General features: G+C 67.3%; 16 protein-coding genes. 8 read left to right on the top strand and 8 right to left on the bottom strand.

Features of this window, described 5'->3' with window-relative positions:
• Nucleotides 1–52: 52 nt before the first annotated feature.
• From BST13_RS24570 to sdhC, 4 genes are read right to left on the bottom strand one after another with little or no spacing between them, the layout of a single operon-like run.
• Nucleotides 53–838 carry a succinate dehydrogenase iron-sulfur subunit gene (locus tag BST13_RS24570; RefSeq protein WP_083166607.1) on the bottom strand — a complete coding sequence of 262 codons (786 nt, stop codon included), beginning with the start codon at nucleotides 836–838 and terminating at the stop codon, nucleotides 53–55.
• Nucleotides 838–2592 carry a succinate dehydrogenase flavoprotein subunit gene (sdhA, locus tag BST13_RS24565; protein ID WP_083166606.1) on the bottom strand — a complete coding sequence of 585 codons (1755 nt, stop codon included), beginning with the start codon at nucleotides 2590–2592 and terminating at the stop codon, nucleotides 838–840. The genes BST13_RS24570 and sdhA overlap by 1 nt, the downstream gene beginning before the upstream one ends.
• A 4-nt stretch (nucleotides 2593–2596) precedes the next feature.
• Nucleotides 2597–3064, bottom strand: a complete 468-nt coding sequence (locus tag BST13_RS24560; protein WP_083166605.1) for a succinate dehydrogenase hydrophobic membrane anchor subunit — start codon at nucleotides 3062–3064, stop codon at nucleotides 2597–2599.
• Entirely contained in the window at nucleotides 3061–3495 is a 435-nt protein-coding gene (gene sdhC / locus BST13_RS24555) for a succinate dehydrogenase, cytochrome b556 subunit (RefSeq protein ID WP_083166604.1), read from the bottom strand. The genes BST13_RS24560 and sdhC overlap by 4 nt, the downstream gene beginning before the upstream one ends.
• Nucleotides 3496–3692: 197 nt before the next feature.
• Here sdhC and BST13_RS24550 point away from each other — a divergent pair, with 197 nt between their 5' ends.
• A complete protein-coding gene (locus BST13_RS24550) occupies nucleotides 3693–4109 on the top strand; it encodes a cytidine deaminase (protein ID WP_083166603.1) in 417 nt (138 codons plus the stop codon).
• Between the two features lie 31 nt (nucleotides 4110–4140).
• Here BST13_RS24550 and BST13_RS24545 read toward each other — a convergent pair whose 3' ends face one another.
• Complete coding sequence (locus BST13_RS24545) at nucleotides 4141–5541, bottom strand: MFS transporter (RefSeq protein ID WP_083166602.1); 1401 nt, start codon at nucleotides 5539–5541, stop codon at nucleotides 4141–4143.
• Nucleotides 5542–5634: 93 nt separating this feature from the next.
• Here BST13_RS24545 and BST13_RS24540 point away from each other — a divergent pair, with 93 nt between their 5' ends.
• From BST13_RS24540 to BST13_RS24520, 5 genes are all read left to right on the top strand, one after another.
• Nucleotides 5635–6171, top strand: coding sequence for a TetR family transcriptional regulator (locus tag BST13_RS24540; RefSeq protein ID WP_083166601.1), 537 nt, complete (start codon nucleotides 5635–5637; stop codon nucleotides 6169–6171).
• 9 nt (nucleotides 6172–6180) lie between these two features.
• Nucleotides 6181–7473: a thymidine phosphorylase gene (locus BST13_RS24535; RefSeq protein WP_170064327.1), complete on the top strand. Its 1293-nt coding sequence runs from the start codon at nucleotides 6181–6183 to the stop codon at nucleotides 7471–7473.
• Between the two features lie 116 nt (nucleotides 7474–7589).
• Complete coding sequence (locus BST13_RS24530) at nucleotides 7590–8231, top strand: TetR/AcrR family transcriptional regulator (protein ID WP_083166599.1); 642 nt, start codon at nucleotides 7590–7592, stop codon at nucleotides 8229–8231.
• A gap of 10 nt (nucleotides 8232–8241) precedes the next feature.
• Nucleotides 8242–9207 carry an AurF N-oxygenase family protein gene (locus BST13_RS24525; RefSeq protein ID WP_211296175.1) on the top strand — a complete coding sequence of 322 codons (966 nt, stop codon included), beginning with the start codon at nucleotides 8242–8244 and terminating at the stop codon, nucleotides 9205–9207.
• Nucleotides 9204–9824 carry a GNAT family N-acetyltransferase gene (locus tag BST13_RS24520; protein ID WP_083166598.1) on the top strand — a complete coding sequence of 207 codons (621 nt, stop codon included), beginning with the start codon at nucleotides 9204–9206 and terminating at the stop codon, nucleotides 9822–9824. The genes BST13_RS24525 and BST13_RS24520 overlap by 4 nt, the downstream gene beginning before the upstream one ends.
• Before the next feature lie 12 nt (nucleotides 9825–9836).
• Here BST13_RS24520 and BST13_RS24515 read toward each other — a convergent pair whose 3' ends face one another.
• Entirely contained in the window at nucleotides 9837–10697 is an 861-nt protein-coding gene (locus BST13_RS24515; protein ID WP_083166597.1) for a LysR family transcriptional regulator, read from the bottom strand.
• Nucleotides 10698–10766: 69 nt separating this feature from the next.
• On the opposite strand from BST13_RS24515, the gene BST13_RS24510 reads away from it, so the two are divergent.
• Together BST13_RS24510 and BST13_RS24505 are read left to right on the top strand one after the other, a co-directional pair.
• A complete protein-coding gene (locus tag BST13_RS24510; RefSeq protein WP_083166596.1) occupies nucleotides 10767–11669 on the top strand; it encodes an EamA family transporter in 903 nt (300 codons plus the stop codon).
• A gap of 7 nt (nucleotides 11670–11676) precedes the next feature.
• Nucleotides 11677–12765, top strand: coding sequence for an adenosine deaminase (locus BST13_RS24505; RefSeq protein ID WP_083166595.1), 1089 nt, complete (start codon nucleotides 11677–11679; stop codon nucleotides 12763–12765).
• A 3-nt stretch (nucleotides 12766–12768) separates the two neighbouring features.
• Here BST13_RS24505 and BST13_RS24500 read toward each other — a convergent pair whose 3' ends face one another.
• A complete protein-coding gene (locus BST13_RS24500) occupies nucleotides 12769–14163 on the bottom strand; it encodes an acyl-CoA synthetase (protein ID WP_083166594.1) in 1395 nt (464 codons plus the stop codon).
• A gap of 10 nt (nucleotides 14164–14173) precedes the next feature.
• Nucleotides 14174–15121: an Lrp/AsnC family transcriptional regulator gene (locus BST13_RS24495; RefSeq protein ID WP_211296174.1), complete on the bottom strand. Its 948-nt coding sequence runs from the start codon at nucleotides 15119–15121 to the stop codon at nucleotides 14174–14176.
• Nucleotides 15122–15129 lie beyond the last annotated feature (8 nt).

Here is a 15129-nt window from a genome sequence, read left to right as displayed (position 1 = left end):
ATCGCGAGATTCTCGGCGAATCTCGCGATCTTGGTCACACTCGGCGCAACACCTAGCGCGCAAACATCAACGCGCGCTTGACCTCTTGGATCGCCTGGGTCACCTGGATGCCACGCGGGCAGGCTTCGGTGCAGTTGAAGGTGGTGCGGCAGCGCCAGACACCGTCGACCTCGTTGAGGATGTCCAACCGCTCGGCGGCCGCCTCGTCACGCGAGTCGAAGATGAAGCGGTGGGCGTTGACGATGGCGGCGGGGCCGAAGTAGGACCCTTCGCTCCAGTACACCGGGCAGGAGGTGGTGCAGCAGGCGCACAGGATGCATTTGGTGGTGTCGTCGAAGCGGGCCCGGTCGGTGGCGCTTTGGATGCGTTCGCGGGTGGGCGGGTTGCCCGAGGTGATGAGGAACGGCTTGACGGCGCGGTAGGCGTCGAAGAAGGGTTCCATGTCGACGACGAGGTCTTTTTCCACGGGCAGGCCACGGATGGGTTCGATGGTGATGGTCAGTTGCTTGCCGGGTTTTTTGGGCAGCATGTCGCGCATGAGGACCTTGCAGGCCAGCCGGTTGACCCCGTTGATGCGCATGGCATCCGAGCCGCACACGCCGTGGGCGCACGAGCGGCGGAAGGTCAGGGTGCCATCGAGGTAGCCCTTGACGTAGAGCAGCAGGTTGAGCAGCCGGTCCGACGGGAGGCACGGCACGCGGAAGCTCTGCCAGCCGGCGGCGTCGGGGTTCTCCGGGTTGAATCGCGCGATCTTGAGGGTGACCATGACCGCGCCCTCGGGCACCGGGGGCAGGGGCGGGTCGCCGGCTTCGGGCTTGTCGATGACAGGTGCACTCATCAGTACTTCCGTTCCATCGGCTCGTAGCGAGTCTGGACCACGGGTTTGTAGTCCAACCGGATATCGGCCAGCAGGCCAGGACCTTCTTTGTAGGCCATGGTGTGGCGCATGTAGTTGGTGTCGTCGCGGTTGGGGTAGTCCTCGCGGGCATGCCCGCCGCGGGATTCTTTGCGGTTGAGCGCGCCGACCACGGTGACTTCGGCGAGTTCGAGCAGGAACCCGAGCTCGATGGCCTCCAAGAGGTCACTGTTGTAGCGCTTGCCCTTGTCGTGCACGGTGATCCGCGAGTAGCGCTCTTTGAGGGCGTGGATGTCGGTCAACGCCTGCTTGAGGGTTTCCTCGGTGCGGAACACCGCGGCGTTGTTGTCCATCGACTGCTGCAGGGCGGTGCGGATGTCGGCGACGCGCTCGTTGCCGTGCTCGGAGAGGATGTCGGCGACCCAGCCCACCACCATGTCGGCGGGGTTCTCCGGCAGGTCGACGTGATTGTGGTTGTTGGCGTATTCGGCGGCGGCGATGCCGGCGCGGCGGCCGAAGACGTTGATGTCGAGCAGGGAGTTGGTGCCCAGGCGGTTGGCGCCGTGCACCGACACGCAGGCGCATTCCCCGGCGGCATACAGGCCGGGGATGACGTTGGTGTTGTCGCGCAGCACCTGGCCGTGCACGGTGGTGGGGATGCCGCCCATGACGTAGTGACACGTCGGGTAGACCGGGACGAGTTCGGTGACCGGGTCCACACCCAGGTAGGTGCGGGCGAATTCGGTGATGTCGGGCAGTTTGGCTTCCAGCACGTCTTCACCGAGGTGGCGCACGTCGATGTAGACGTAGTCCTTGTTGGGACCGGCACCGCGGCCTTCGAGCACTTCGAGCACCATCGAGCGGGCGACGATGTCGCGTGGGGCGAGGTCGACGATGGTCGGCGCGTAGCGTTCCATGAACCGTTCACCCTCGCCGTTGAGCAGCCGGCCGCCTTCGCCGCGCACGGCTTCGGAGATCAGGATGCCCAGCCCGGCCAGGCCGGTGGGGTGGAACTGGTGAAACTCCATGTCTTCCAAGGGCAGTCCCTTGCGGAAGATGATGCCCAGGCCGTCACCGGTGAGGGTGTGGGCATTGGAGGTGGTCTTGTACATGCGCCCGGATCCGCCGGTGGCGAACACGATGGCCTTGGCGTGGAAGATGTGGATGTCGCCGGTGGCCAGTTCGTAGGCGATGACGCCGGTGGCCACCGGTCCGGCCGGGGTGTCGGTCAGGGCGACGTCCAGCGCGTAGAACTCGTTGAAGAATTCGACGTCGTGTTTGACGCAGTTTTGGTAGAGGGTTTGCAGGATCATGTGCCCGGTGCGGTCGGCGGCGTAGCAGGCTCGCCGGACCGGGGCTTTGCCGTGATCACGGGTGTGCCCGCCGAAGCGGCGTTGATCGATGCGTCCCTCGGGCGTGCGGTTGAACGGCATGCCCATCTTTTCCAGATCCAGCACGGCGTCGATGGCTTCTTTGGCCATGATTTCCACGGCGTCCTGGTCGGCGAGGTAGTCGCCACCTTTGACGGTGTCGAAGGTGTGCCATTCCCAGTTGTCTTCTTCGACGTTGGCCAGTGCCGCGCACATGCCGCCCTGGGCCGCGCCGGTGTGGGAGCGGGTGGGGTAGAGCTTGGTCAGCACCGCGGTGCGCGCGCGGGGGGCGGCTTCGACCGCGGCGCGCATGCCTGCGCCGCCGGCGCCGACGATGACGACGTCGTAGCGATGGTGGTGAATCATGGTGTTAGCCCCCGATGTTGGCGTCGAAGGTGACCAGGACGTAGGTGCCCAGCACCAGGGTGAACCCGGTGGCCAGCAGCAGCAGTGAGTTCAGGTAGAACTTGGTCACGTTTTTGCGGGCGTAGTCGCCGATGATGGTGCGCATGCCGTTGGCGCCGTGAATCATGGCCAGCCACAGCAGGGCCATGTCCCAGATCTGCCAGAACGGCGAGGCCCACCGGGTCGCGACGTAGTTGAAGTCGATGCGGTACACGCCGTCCTGCCACATCAGCATGATGAACAGGTGCCCCAGCGCCAGAAACACCAGTGCCACCCCGGAGAACCGCATGAACAGCCACGCGTACTTCTCGAAGTAGGGGATACCGCGCGGGCGGCGCGGGGCGCGGGGGTGATCCAGGGCCGCGGGACGGTCGTGTTCGCGTTCCAATACCGGTGCGGGCCGGCCCAGCCGCGATTCACCCGGGGCGCTCACAGGAACCGCTCCACCATGTGCATACCGAGAACTCCTAGTCCGGCGATGAGGGCAACAGCGAACACTGCGACGGCCACGGCGAGCATGTGGCGTTGATAGCGCGGGCCTTGGGCCCAGAAGTCGATGAGGATGACGCGGATGCCGTTGAGGGCATGGAAGAGCACCGCGGCGACCAGACCCATCTCCATCAACCCGACAATGGGGGTCTTGTAGGTCTCGATGACCGCGTTATAGGCCTGCGGGCTCACCCGCACCAACGCCGTATCCAACACATGGACGAACAGGAAGAAGAAAATCGTCGCGCCGGTGATGCGATGCAACACCCACGACCACATTCCCGGATCCCCGCGATACAACGTGCGCCGGCGCGGTTTCCCGGATTGCGGAGCCGGCACCTCCGTCTGAGTACTCACATCGCCCTCCAACGTCATCGGTGGACGTTCGGGACCTGGTCTGTCGATTAGCCCCAAACCTCGGGGCGACTCTAAACCCATTTGCACTGGCGAACGAATACGGTGTCGCTGTAAGGCGGGCCAAACAGTCAGAAGTTAGGTTTACCTATCCACATCGCGCGTTGATGAGGCGGAGGTTTCGGAATGCATTCAGAACCTATTCTCGGGACACTGACGTGACGCGGGTTGTCGACTGGAAAGTATTGCGAGAGAAAGCAATTGCTGCATCGGAAGCCGCGTACGCGCCATATTCGCAATTTCCGGTCGGCGCTGCAGCGCTGGTCGACGACGACCGCGTGGTCACCGGCTGCAATGTGGAGAATGTCTCATATGGCCTAGGTCTCTGTGCCGAGTGCGGTGTGGTCTGCAACCTGCATTCTTCGGGCGGCGGACGGCTGATCGCCTTGACTTGTGTCGGGCCCGATGGCGCACTGCTGATGCCGTGCGGACGGTGCCGGCAGGTGCTGCTGGAACACGGCGGCCCCGACTTGTTGATCGACCATCCGGTTGGCCCACGCCGGCTCGCCGAGTTGCTCCCCGACGCGTTCGGGCCCGCCGACCTCGAGCGATCGAGCAGGTCGCCGCGACCGTGATGTCAAGCGGGTCAACGGCTCTCAGCGACGGCTAGCCGCTCCGATCGCGGAACAGCCAAAGCGGTACCAGCAGTCCGCCCATCGCGGCCACGCCCGCCGCGATCGAAAACGCCACGGTGAAACCGGTGTTGACGCCTGCCCAGCTGGCCAGCATCGCAGCGGCGAGCTGGCCGCCGAGCGCGCCGCCGACCGTGCGTGCCACCGTGTTCAGCCCGTTGGCGCTGCCGCTCTGCGCCGGTGGGCAAGCGGCATTGACCATCCTGGGCAGTGCTGCCATCGCCAATCCCCAACCGACGCTGGCGATGGAGTAGTACACCACCGCATGCCACACCGATCCGTGGGCGACGGCCAGCAGCGCGGTGCCTGCGGCTGCCAGCGCCAGTCCGACGGCCAGCGGGGCCCGCACCCCGAACCGGTCGGCCATCGCAGGTGCGGCCCAACTCGCAGGAATCGTCAACAGCGTCCCGGGCACCAGGACCAGTGCGGCACCTGTCACCGACAATCCGAACCCTGGGTTACCCGTGGGTAGTTCGGCCAGTTTGGGCAGTGTCACGTACACCGCGAACTGGTTGACGCCGAGCAGCAACGCGCCCAGATGTGCTGCCGTCAGAGGCGGTTTGGTGAGCAGCGCGAGTTCCACGACGGGGTGGGCCACCCGTCGCTCGACGGCGACGAACCCCGCAAGCATCACGACGGCTGTGCCGAACAGGCCGAGCACGCGAGCTGACGACCAGCCCCACACCGGTCCCTCGGTGACGGCGAGCAACAGTGCCAGCAGTCCTGCGGTCATCGCGGCGGAGCCCGCCACGTCGAGCCGGCCTGGGTGGCGCTCGTGGCTTTCCGGAATCCACCGCGCCGTCATGGTCAGGGCGGCCGCCACCGGAATCGCGCCGATCGCGAACAGCCACCGCCACGATGCGTGGTCCACCACCAGACCGCCGATCAGCAGCCCGACCCCGGCAGTTCCGGTCACGAGCCCGGATGTCACGGCCACCCCGGTATGAACCCGCGTCGGCGGGAGTGCCTCGCGCAGGATCGCGAACGTCAGTGGCAGCAGCGTGAGGCTGACGCCTTGGACGGCGCGGCAGGCGATGAGCGTGCCGATGTCGGGCGCGGCGATCGAGGCCACCGTCGCCGCCAGGTAGATCGCCAGCATCCAGAGCAGCACCCGCCGCTTGCCGAACCTGTCGCCGATGCGGCTCACGACAGGCGTGACGACCGCGCTGGCCAGCAGCATCGCCGACAGCACCGCCCATGACGCCGCGGTGGTGCTCGTGTGCAGATCGCGTTGCAGGACGCCGATGGTCGGTACGAGCATGGTCTGCAGCAGCCCGTACGAGACGACGACCATGCACATCGCGGTGAGGACGCGCCTCGAACCGTACCGTCGAGTGGCCCCGGATGCGGCATGCTGACGGGCGATGACGTCCATGGATCTCCTCCGAAAGGGGCTAGCTACGTGCGCGAACAGTGTTCGCAATCATTCTCACGATAGTGCGAACACTGTTCGCATAGGGGGCTACCTGTGACGCAACCGCTGAACAAGGCGGCAATCGTGGCCGCGGCGCGCAGGATCGCCGACCGCGACGGCCTGGCCGAGCTGACGTTGCGTCGCATCGCGGGTGAACTCGGCACGGGTGCGGCCTCGCTCTACCGGCACATCGCCGACCGCCAGGAGCTGCTGCTCCTGCTCGTCGAGGACCTGGTGGCCGGCTACCCGCTGATCGACCCCGCCGGCGCCGCCCCGGTGGAGGCAGTGATCCGGCAATGGCACGCGATGTACGACCACCTCGTCGCGCACCCTTGGAGCGCACCCGTCATCGCCGACGGCGACTACGCGCTGTCGTCGGCGAAACCGGTCGCCGAGCACTGCATGGCATTGCTGCGCGGCGCGGGCCTCGACGACGTGGCCGCGCAACGCACCTACCGCGCCGCGTGGCGCCTGATCGTCGGTCACCTGATGTCCCGGCACCCGTTCGGGCATTTGCAGGGCGCTCCGCCCCAACCGGACGATTTCGACTGGGCGCTACGGACATTGCTGCGCGGCGCGCTCGCCGAATGAGCAGATAGGATTTGCGCCATCGACGCCCCCACCATCATCCGAACAAAACGCGACGGCGGTGTGCTGTCCGACGCGGCCATCGACTGGGTCATAGCCGGGTACACGCATGGCCGGGTTGCCGACGAGCAGATGTCGGCGCTGCTGATGGCGATCTTCCTGCGTGGCATGACGCCTGCGGAGATCGCTCGATGGACCGCGGCGATGGTGGCGTCGGGCGAGCGGTTCGACTTCACCGATCTGCGTCGGGCCGGCAAGCCGCTGGCACTGGTGGACAAGCACTCCACCGGCGGGGTCGGCGACAAGATCACCATCCCGCTCGTCCCCGTCGTGCTGGCCTGCGGTGGCAGTGTGCCGCAGGCCGCCGGACGCGGTCTCGGGCACACCGGCGGCACGCTCGACAAGCTGGAGGCGATTCCCGGATTCACTGCCGAGCTGTCCAAAGACCGTATCCGTCAACAGCTTTGCGATGTCGGCGCGGCAATTTTCGCGGCCGGGGACCTGGCGCCTGCCGACCGCAAGATCTATGCGCTGCGCGACGTCACCGCCACCACCGAATCACTGCCGCTCATCGCCAGCTCGGTGATGAGCAAGAAGCTCGCCGAGGGGGCCGAAGCGCTGGTCCTCGACGTCAAGGTGGGGCGCGGCGCGTTCCTCAAGGTCGAGTCCGAATCGCGCGAGCTTGCCCGCACCATGGTGGATCTCGGCAACGCCTACGGGGTTCCGACGCGGGCCCTGCTGACCGACATGGACCGCCCGTTGGGGCGCACTGTCGGCAACGCGGTAGAGGTGGCCGAATCGCTGGAAGTGCTGGCCGGTGGCGGGCCGCCCGAGGTGGTCGAGCTGACGGTGGCGCTGGCGGCGGAGATGCTCGCCGCCGTCGGCATCGACGGTGTCGACCCGGCCGAGACGCTGCGGGACGGCTCGGCCATGGACCGGTTCCGGGATCTGGTGTCCGCGCAGGGTGGCGACCTGTCCCAGCCGTTGCCCGTCGGCGCCTGTTCGGAGACCGTCACCGCGTCCCGCGGTGGTGTGATGGGCGATATCGACGCCATGGGTGTCGCGATGGCCGCCTGGCGGCTGGGCGCCGGCCGTGCCCACCCGGGTGACCCCGTGCAGTCGGGTGCCGGGGTCCGGATTCACCGCACGCCGGGCGAGCCGGTAGCGGCAGGTGACCCCGTTTTCACGCTCTACACCGACACCGCCGAGCGGCTGCCCGCTGCGCTGGCCGAACTCGACGACGCCTGGTGCGTCGGCGATGTCGCGCCTGCGCTTCGCCCGCTGATCATCGATCGGATCGGTTAGCCGCGGATTGGACTCGATGCCGCCGGCCGGGGAACCTCGGGCAACTTACCGTAAACATTGACTGTTTCTTTTAAGTGTGCCAGGCTCGGTCTTGTCCTCATCGAGGGAGCCGCACAATGGGCATCCGCACCCGAACCCGCCGCACGCAGGCGGAACGCACCGCCGAAACCAGGGCCGCGCTGCTCGACGCGACACTGGATCTGCTGGCCGAATCCGGCTACAAGGCCACCACCACAACCGCCGTCACGCATCGGGCCGGAGTGTCGATGGGTGCTCTGCTGCACCACTTTCCGACGAAGTCCGACCTGTTGACCGCGGCGATCGGGCACGCGTTCGACCGCCGGACGCACGAATATCGGCAAGCCATGGCCGCGACAGATCTGGGTGCGGACCCGCTCGACAGCTCACTGGATCTGTTGTGGTCGATGTGTAGCGGGCCGACATTCACGGTCTTCGTCGAACTGTGGGTGGCCGCGCGTACCGAGCCGGAACTGATCGAACCTCTTGCGGCGGTGGACCGCGAATTCCTGGTCACCGCCCAGCAGATGTACACCGACTACTTCCTCGGATCCGCATCGAACGACGACATCGCGCGTGTGGGTCTGCAGATGGTGTTCTCGCTGCTGACGGGGTTGGCGTTCTCCAACATGATCCCCGGTTACGACCCGTTCGACTCAGCGTCTGTCATCGAGGCGTTCAAGGGCATGGTTCGCGCGAGCCTTGCCGCCCTGCAATCCCCGCCGTCCGCCGAGAACTGAGGAGTAGACCATGAGCTCTGCCGCAGTACTGCCCACCCACGAGGATCTCAGCGACATACCGCGGGAACGCTATCACCGGCTGCTGGCCCGGCTCAGCCACCTGTCGGTGACCCATCACTTCGATGCCTATGGTGACATCGACTGGGATGCAACCGAGTTGGCGATCGATCCGACCGATCCGCGGTGGGAGCTGCCCGCGGACGACCCACTTGCGTCCACGACCTGGTATCAGGCGCTGCCGCAAGAGACCCGGGCCCGCATCGGGCTTGATCGCGTCGCCACCATGATGAAGACCGGGCTGGACTTCGAGCGCGTACTCAAGCGCGGGTTGCTCGATTTCGCCGACACGCTGCCCAGCGGGTCACCGGAATTCCGGTATGCCTACCACGAAGTGATCGAAGAAGCGCAGCACTCCTTGATGTTCCAGGAATTCGTCAACCGCACCGGCTTCCAGGCCCGTGGCCTGGGGAGGCTGACAAGCCTTGGCGGACGGTTCATCTCGACGTTGGGGCGACGGTTCCCGCCGCTGTTCTTCGTGTTCGTCCTCGGCGGTGAGGAGCCCATCGACTACGTGCAGCGCAAGGTGCTGCGCAGTGAACGCGAATTGCATCCGCTGCTGGAACGCGTCATGTACATCCACGTGGTCGAGGAGGCTCGGCACTTGTCGTTCGCCCAGTCGTACCTGCGCACCCGGGTTCCTTCGCTCGGCCGATTCGCCAAGGCGCGGTTGGCCATTGGCGCTCCGGTCATCCTCGCCGTCATGGCGCGCATGATGTTGCGGCCATCCCGGCAACTCGCGCGGGAGCATGGCATCCCGGCGCGTGTGCTGCGCGATGCGTACCGGGGCAATCGCGAGCAGCGGGCAGAGACCATCGCATCGATCCGCCGGGTGCGCCGGCTGTGCGAGGATCTCGGACTGCTGACTGGCGGCTACGCCCGGTTGTGGCGCGCTCTCGGTTTGGATGACGCGGCATGACCGCGACGCAGCCGGAGCGCCGGATCGACGCTGTCAGGCGCGCCGACTGGCCTGAGCCGGCCCGTGTTCTGGCGGAGGCGTTCTACTCCGATCCGGTATTCGGTTGGCTGCTACCGGACCCGGCTCGCCGGGCCGACGCTCTGGAGCGCTATTTCACGATCGCCGCTCGTGACGTGGTGCTGCGCCATCCAGGAAGCATTGCGGCACGGGGGTCGTCAGGGCCGCTCGGAGCCGCACTGGTCCTGCCGCCCGGTCATTGGCGCACACCGATTGCGGTGGAGGCCCGGCATGCGGTCGACTACGCGCGGATCTTCGGCCGTCGCCTCGGACACGCGCTCGGCGCGCTCACGGCGGTCGAACGGGCTCACCCCCGCTTCGCGCACTACTACCTGCCCTACATCGGAGTCGTCACCGCCGCGCAGGGCCAAGGGGTCGGCAGCGCGCTGCTGGCCGACGTGACGAGACGCTGTGACGCCGAGGAGCTTCCGGCGTATCTCGAAGCGTCCAGCCCGGACAACGCGCGGCTGTACCGGCGGCACGGTTTCGTCACCCTGCAGCGGATCACTCCGCTGGGCTCGCCTCCCATCGAGCTCATGCTCCGGCAACCGGAACGGTGAACACGCGAAAGCTCACGACGCGTAGAGCCGGGTGATCGCGTCGACGAGATCATCGAGCCCTTCCGGGCGATCGTGGTGTCGCCACACCAGCCGGACGGCGATGCGCGGCCCGTCTTTGATCGGCCGGTAGGTGACGCCTGGCCGGGGATGGTGGTGTGCGGTTGCCTCGGCCGTCGTGCCCACGCCGCGGCCCGCCGCGATGGCGTCCAGCCAGCTGTCGATGTTGGTGGACTCTATGAACCGCGGTGGTTGATGCTCGGCGCCGCTCCACAACCGGCTGCTGGTGGTACCGACCCGGGGATCGATGATCACCGTGCGTTCGGCGATCTCGGCCATGCTCAGCTGGCGCCGCCGTGACCACTGCGGATCGTCGGAGGCGAAGGCGGCCAGGCGCCGTTCCAGACCGACCACGACCGAGTCGAATCGTTTGTCGTCGCCGGGTCGCCGCACGATCGCGACATCGCACAGGCCCTCGGACAGGCCCGCGGTTGGCGAATCGTGGCGCACCAGTTCGAGTTCGAGGGAGTCGTGATGCACGGCCCATTCGCGTTGCAGCCGTGCGGTATGGCGTCCGAGTGCCGCCCACGCGTACCCGAGGCGCAGCACGCCGTGGCGCGATGTGACGAACTCGGTGAACTTGTCGGCCTCGGCGAGCACGCGCCTGGCGTGTGGCAGCAGTTGTTGCCCGGTGCTGGTGAGTTCGCAGCCGCGTGGCACCCGGCGAAGCAGCCGGTTCCCGACGGTCTTCTCCAGTGCGGCGATGGTGCGCGAGACCGCAGCCTGTGAGACGAACAGCTGCGCGGCGGCGTCGGTGAACGACCCGGCGTCGGCGGCGGTCACGAAGAACCGCAGTTCCCGCAGACTCCAATCCATAACATGAGCGTATGGCAGCTGCAAAACATGCACTAGGTTTATGGCACTGCCGGTCCTTACCGTGACCGCATGAACACCCTCGACACCACCGAGCGCCCAGGCAGCTCGCCGGCCGCCCCGGCGACTTCGCGTGGGCGCGGCGCAGGCTTCGCGTTGATGGTTGCGAGTTCGGCATCGAATCAGGTCGGTGCCGCGCTGGGCGCCTCGGCGTTCGGGGCGATCGGTCCGATCGGTGTGGTCGCCGTTCGGCAGCTCGTCACGGCGCTGGTCCTGGTGCCCGTGGTGCGTCCCCGCCTGCGGGGCCTGCGTGCGGACCAGTGGCGGCCGATTCTCGCCCTCGTGGTGGTCCTCGGTGTGATGAACCTCTGTCTGTACGCCGCGATCGAGCGCATCGGGCTCGGTCTGGCCGTCACGCTGGAATTCCTCGGACCGCTGACCGTCGCGGTCGCCAGTTCGCGGCGCGCCATGGATATCGGGGGCGCGATGCTGGCGGGAATCGGCGTGGTGGTCCTCACCGATCCCGGACCGAGCACTGACGTCATCGGCATCACGTTGGGTCTGCTCGCAGCGACGGCATGGGGGTGTTACATCCTGCTCAACCGCACTCTGGGGCAGCGGCTGCCAGGACTGCACGGCACCGCGGTGACCAGCCTTGTTGCCGCGGCAGCCTGGATTCCGATCGCGGTGGTGTGGTTTACCTTCCACGCACCCACCGCCACCGCGATCGCACTCGCCGTCGCATGCGGGCTGATGTCGTCGATCGTGCCCTACGTCGCCGACCTGCTCGCGCTGCGTCGGGTACCGGCGTACGTCTTCGGCACGTTCACGAGCATCAATCCGATCTGGGCGGCACTGGCGGGGTGGCTGCTCCTGCGTCAACCGCTGGATGTCCACGAGTGGGTCGGTATTGGGCTGATCGTCATCAGCAACGGGGTGGTTTCGTCTGCGCAGTTCCGCCGCGGTCGCGGATGATGGGGGGATGAGTACCCCGCTGACCTTCGACATGATCCGCCACGCCCCCAAAGCCCTGCTGCATGATCACCTCGACGGTGGCCTGCGCCCGGGCACCGTGCTCGATCTTGCCGGTCAGTTCGGCTACGACGATCTGCCCGCGACCGAAGTCGACGAGCTGGCGACGTTCTTCCGCACCGCCGCGCACAGCGGCTCGCTGGTGCGATACCTGGAGCCCTTCGCCCACACCGTCGGCGTCATGCAGACACCCGAGGCGCTGCACCGGGTCGCCCTTGAGTGCGTCGAGGATCTTGCCGACGACAACGTGGTGTATGCCGAGATCCGGTTCGCACCCGAACTGCACATCGACCGCGGGCTGTCCCTGGATGCGGTGGTCGACGCGGTGCTGGCAGGGTTCGCCGACGGCGAGAAGGCAGCCGCGGCCGAGGGGCGCACCATCACCGTGCGCTGCCTGGTCACCGCGATGCGGCACGCGGCCCGGTCCCGCGAGATCGCCGAACTGGCCATCCGGTTCCGCGACAAGGGCGTGGTGGGCTTCGACATCGCCGGGGCCGAGGCCGGCTATCCGCCGTCACGGCACCTCGACGCGTTCGAGTACATGCGAAGCAACAACGCCCGCTTCACGATTCACGCCGGTGAGGCGTTCGGGCTGCCGTCCATCCATGAGGCCATCGCGTTCTGCGGTGCCGACCGGCTGGGTCACGGCGTGCGCATCGTCGACGACATCACCGAGCTGGAGGACGGCACCCAGAAGCTCGGGCGGCTGGCAGCGATCCTGCGGGACAAGCGCATTCCGCTGGAGATGTGCCCGAGCAGCAATGTGCAGACCGGAGCCGCTCCGTCCATCGCCGAGCATCCGTTCGACCGGCTGGCCCGGCTACGGTTCCGGGTCACCGTCAACACCGACAACCGGTTGATGAGCGACACCACCATGACCCACGAGATGACACGTCTGGTCGAGGCCTTCGGCTACGGCTGGAGCGACCTGGAACGCTTCACCATCAACGCGATGAAGTCCGCGTTCATCCCGTTCGACGAGCGGCTGGCCATCATCGACGAGGTGATCAAGCCACGCTACGCCGTGCTGGTGGGCTGACCCTCAGCTGCCAAGGAGTTTCTTCTGCACCTTTCCCATTGCATTCCTTGGCAATTCATCGAGGAAGACGACATCGCGCGGGCGTTTGTGGTGCGAGAGGGTTTCGGTCACGAACTCGATCAGACGGCCGCCGAGCTGGGCCCGGTCGGTGTCGTCGGTGACCACGTAGGCCACGATCCGCTGCCCGAGGTCGGCGTCGGCCTGTCCCACAACGGCGACCTCGCGGACCGCGGGGTGAGCCAGCAGCGCGGTTTCCACCTCACCTGCGCCGACGCGGTAGCCGCCGGACTTGATCAGGTCGACGGACTCCCGGCCGACGATCCGGTGGAAGCCCTGCATATCGCGGGTCGCGACGTCGCCGGTGATGAACCAGCCGTCGTCGGTCCATGATTCGGCCGTCGCCTCGGGCCGGTTGAGATAGCCGTCGAACAGCATTGGGCCGCGTACCTGAAGGCGGCCGATGCTCTCGCCGTCGTCGGGCACCCCCTGTCCGTCCTCGGTCCGCAGCCGGGTCTGCACACCCAGTACGGGTTGGCCGACCGATCCGGGCCTGCGTTCGCCGACCGCGCGGGTGCTCAGCGTGATCATGGTTTCGCTCATGCCGTAGCGCTCGATCGGGGCGTGTCCGGTGAGTTCGGTGATGCGGTGAAAAACGGGTGTGGGCAGCGGTGCGCTGCCCGAGACCAGCAGCCGGGCGCCACGCAGCGCCCGGGCGGATTCCTCCTCGGCGGCGATGCGCGACCATACGGTCGGCACCCCGAAGTACATGGTCCCGGGCGCCGCGGCGTAGCGCTCGGGACGCGGTTTGACGGTGTGCACGACGCGCGAGCCGATCCGCAGTGAGCCCAGCACGCCCAGCACCAGCCCGTGCAGGTGGAACAGCGGCAGCCCGTGCACCACGGTGTCGTCGGCACTCCACTGCCAGGCATCGGCGAGGGCGTCGATACCGGCAGCCAACGCCCGGTGGCTCAGGTTGACGCCCTTGGGAGCCCCGGTGGTTCCCGACGTGTAGAGGATCATCGCGGTGGCGTCGTCGGACGGGGTGGACAGCGCGCCGCCGCCCGTATGCCCTTGGGTCGGTATCGCTTGCAGGTCGGATTCCGGGTGGGCCGGTCCGGCCCAGCACCCGACGGCGGCGTCGGAGAGGATGTGGCGCAGTTCGGCGCTGCCGGAGTCGGGCGGGATCGGCACCACGGGCACACCGGCCAGCAGGCACGCGGTCACGGCGACGACGGTGTCCAGGGTGGGCTCGGCGTAGACCGCAACGGGATGCTCGTCCGGCAGTGCTGCCGCGAGAGCCGTTGCCGCATCGAGCAATTCGGCGCGCGACAGGGCCTGCTCACCAATGGTGACCGCCGCGGCGGCATCGGGGCCCGCGGCGAGAGATGTCAGAAGCATTGAGGGCCTTTCATTTCGGGACCGCGGTCGCCACACCGCCACGCTTGTAGGTCTGTATCAGCAAGGTCGCGTGCACCGACTCGACGCGAGATTCCCAGGGGCCGTTGACGAGAAAGTCGCGTAGCTGGGCGGTGTCGCGGGCGGTCACGTCGACGACCACCGGATACTCGCCCATCACCATGGCCGCGTAGCGCACGAGAGGCGAACGGGCGAGCGCGGTTCCGATGTGCTCGGCGTGCTGGGGTGCGCACCGGATCCACAGCAGGGCTTCGACGGGCAGCCCCAGCAGGGCAGGACCGACGACGGCGCGGATACGAACCACGCCGCGCTGGATCAGTTGATCGATGCGCCGGCGGGCAGTGGCCTCGGAGAACCCGGCCAGTGTCGCGATCGTCTCGAACGGGGTGCGCCCGTCGGTAACGAGCGCATCGATGATGGCGTGGTCGACGTCGTCGACCTGCAGGCCGGTCCGGGTCTGTTCCGGTGGGACATCGGGCAATTCGAGCTCGGCGACCTCGGCGGGGCTGAGCACACCGGCGCGCCATTCGGCGACGGTCCGGAAGTACTGCAGCACCGGGGTCAACCGGTGGGTCAGCACGCCGTCCAATTCGGTACCGAGCAGTGCGGGCAGCGCGTCGAAGTCCGCCGTCACCTCGGCGATCACTTCGGCGGATTCGGCCAGGACGTAGACGAACACCGTTTGGGTCCACGATGCCAGGGTGCGCGCCACGGCATGCACGCTGTCCGGCCGGCACCGCAGCCGCAGCAGGTGCGTCGGCGCCAATGCCGTCAGGCCGACGACCTGTACCGTGCCGTCCTCCAGGAGTGCGGCACCGCGGCGGGCGACGGTGCGGACCGGCTCGTCGAGCACCTGCGCGATCCGCCGCCATGACGCCCTGCCGTTGACCTGGAGGGCCTCGGTGATCCGTCGGGCGAGTGGGTCGAGTGGTTCCGGCACCGGCTCAG

Origin of the sequence: Mycobacterium aquaticum, from assembly GCF_002086485.1 — a bacterium.
Classification (GTDB): Bacteria; Actinomycetota; Actinomycetes; order Mycobacteriales; family Mycobacteriaceae; genus Mycobacterium; species Mycobacterium aquaticum.
The sequence above is the reverse complement of the archived record's forward strand: the minus strand, read 5'-3'. Positions and strand labels throughout refer to the sequence as shown.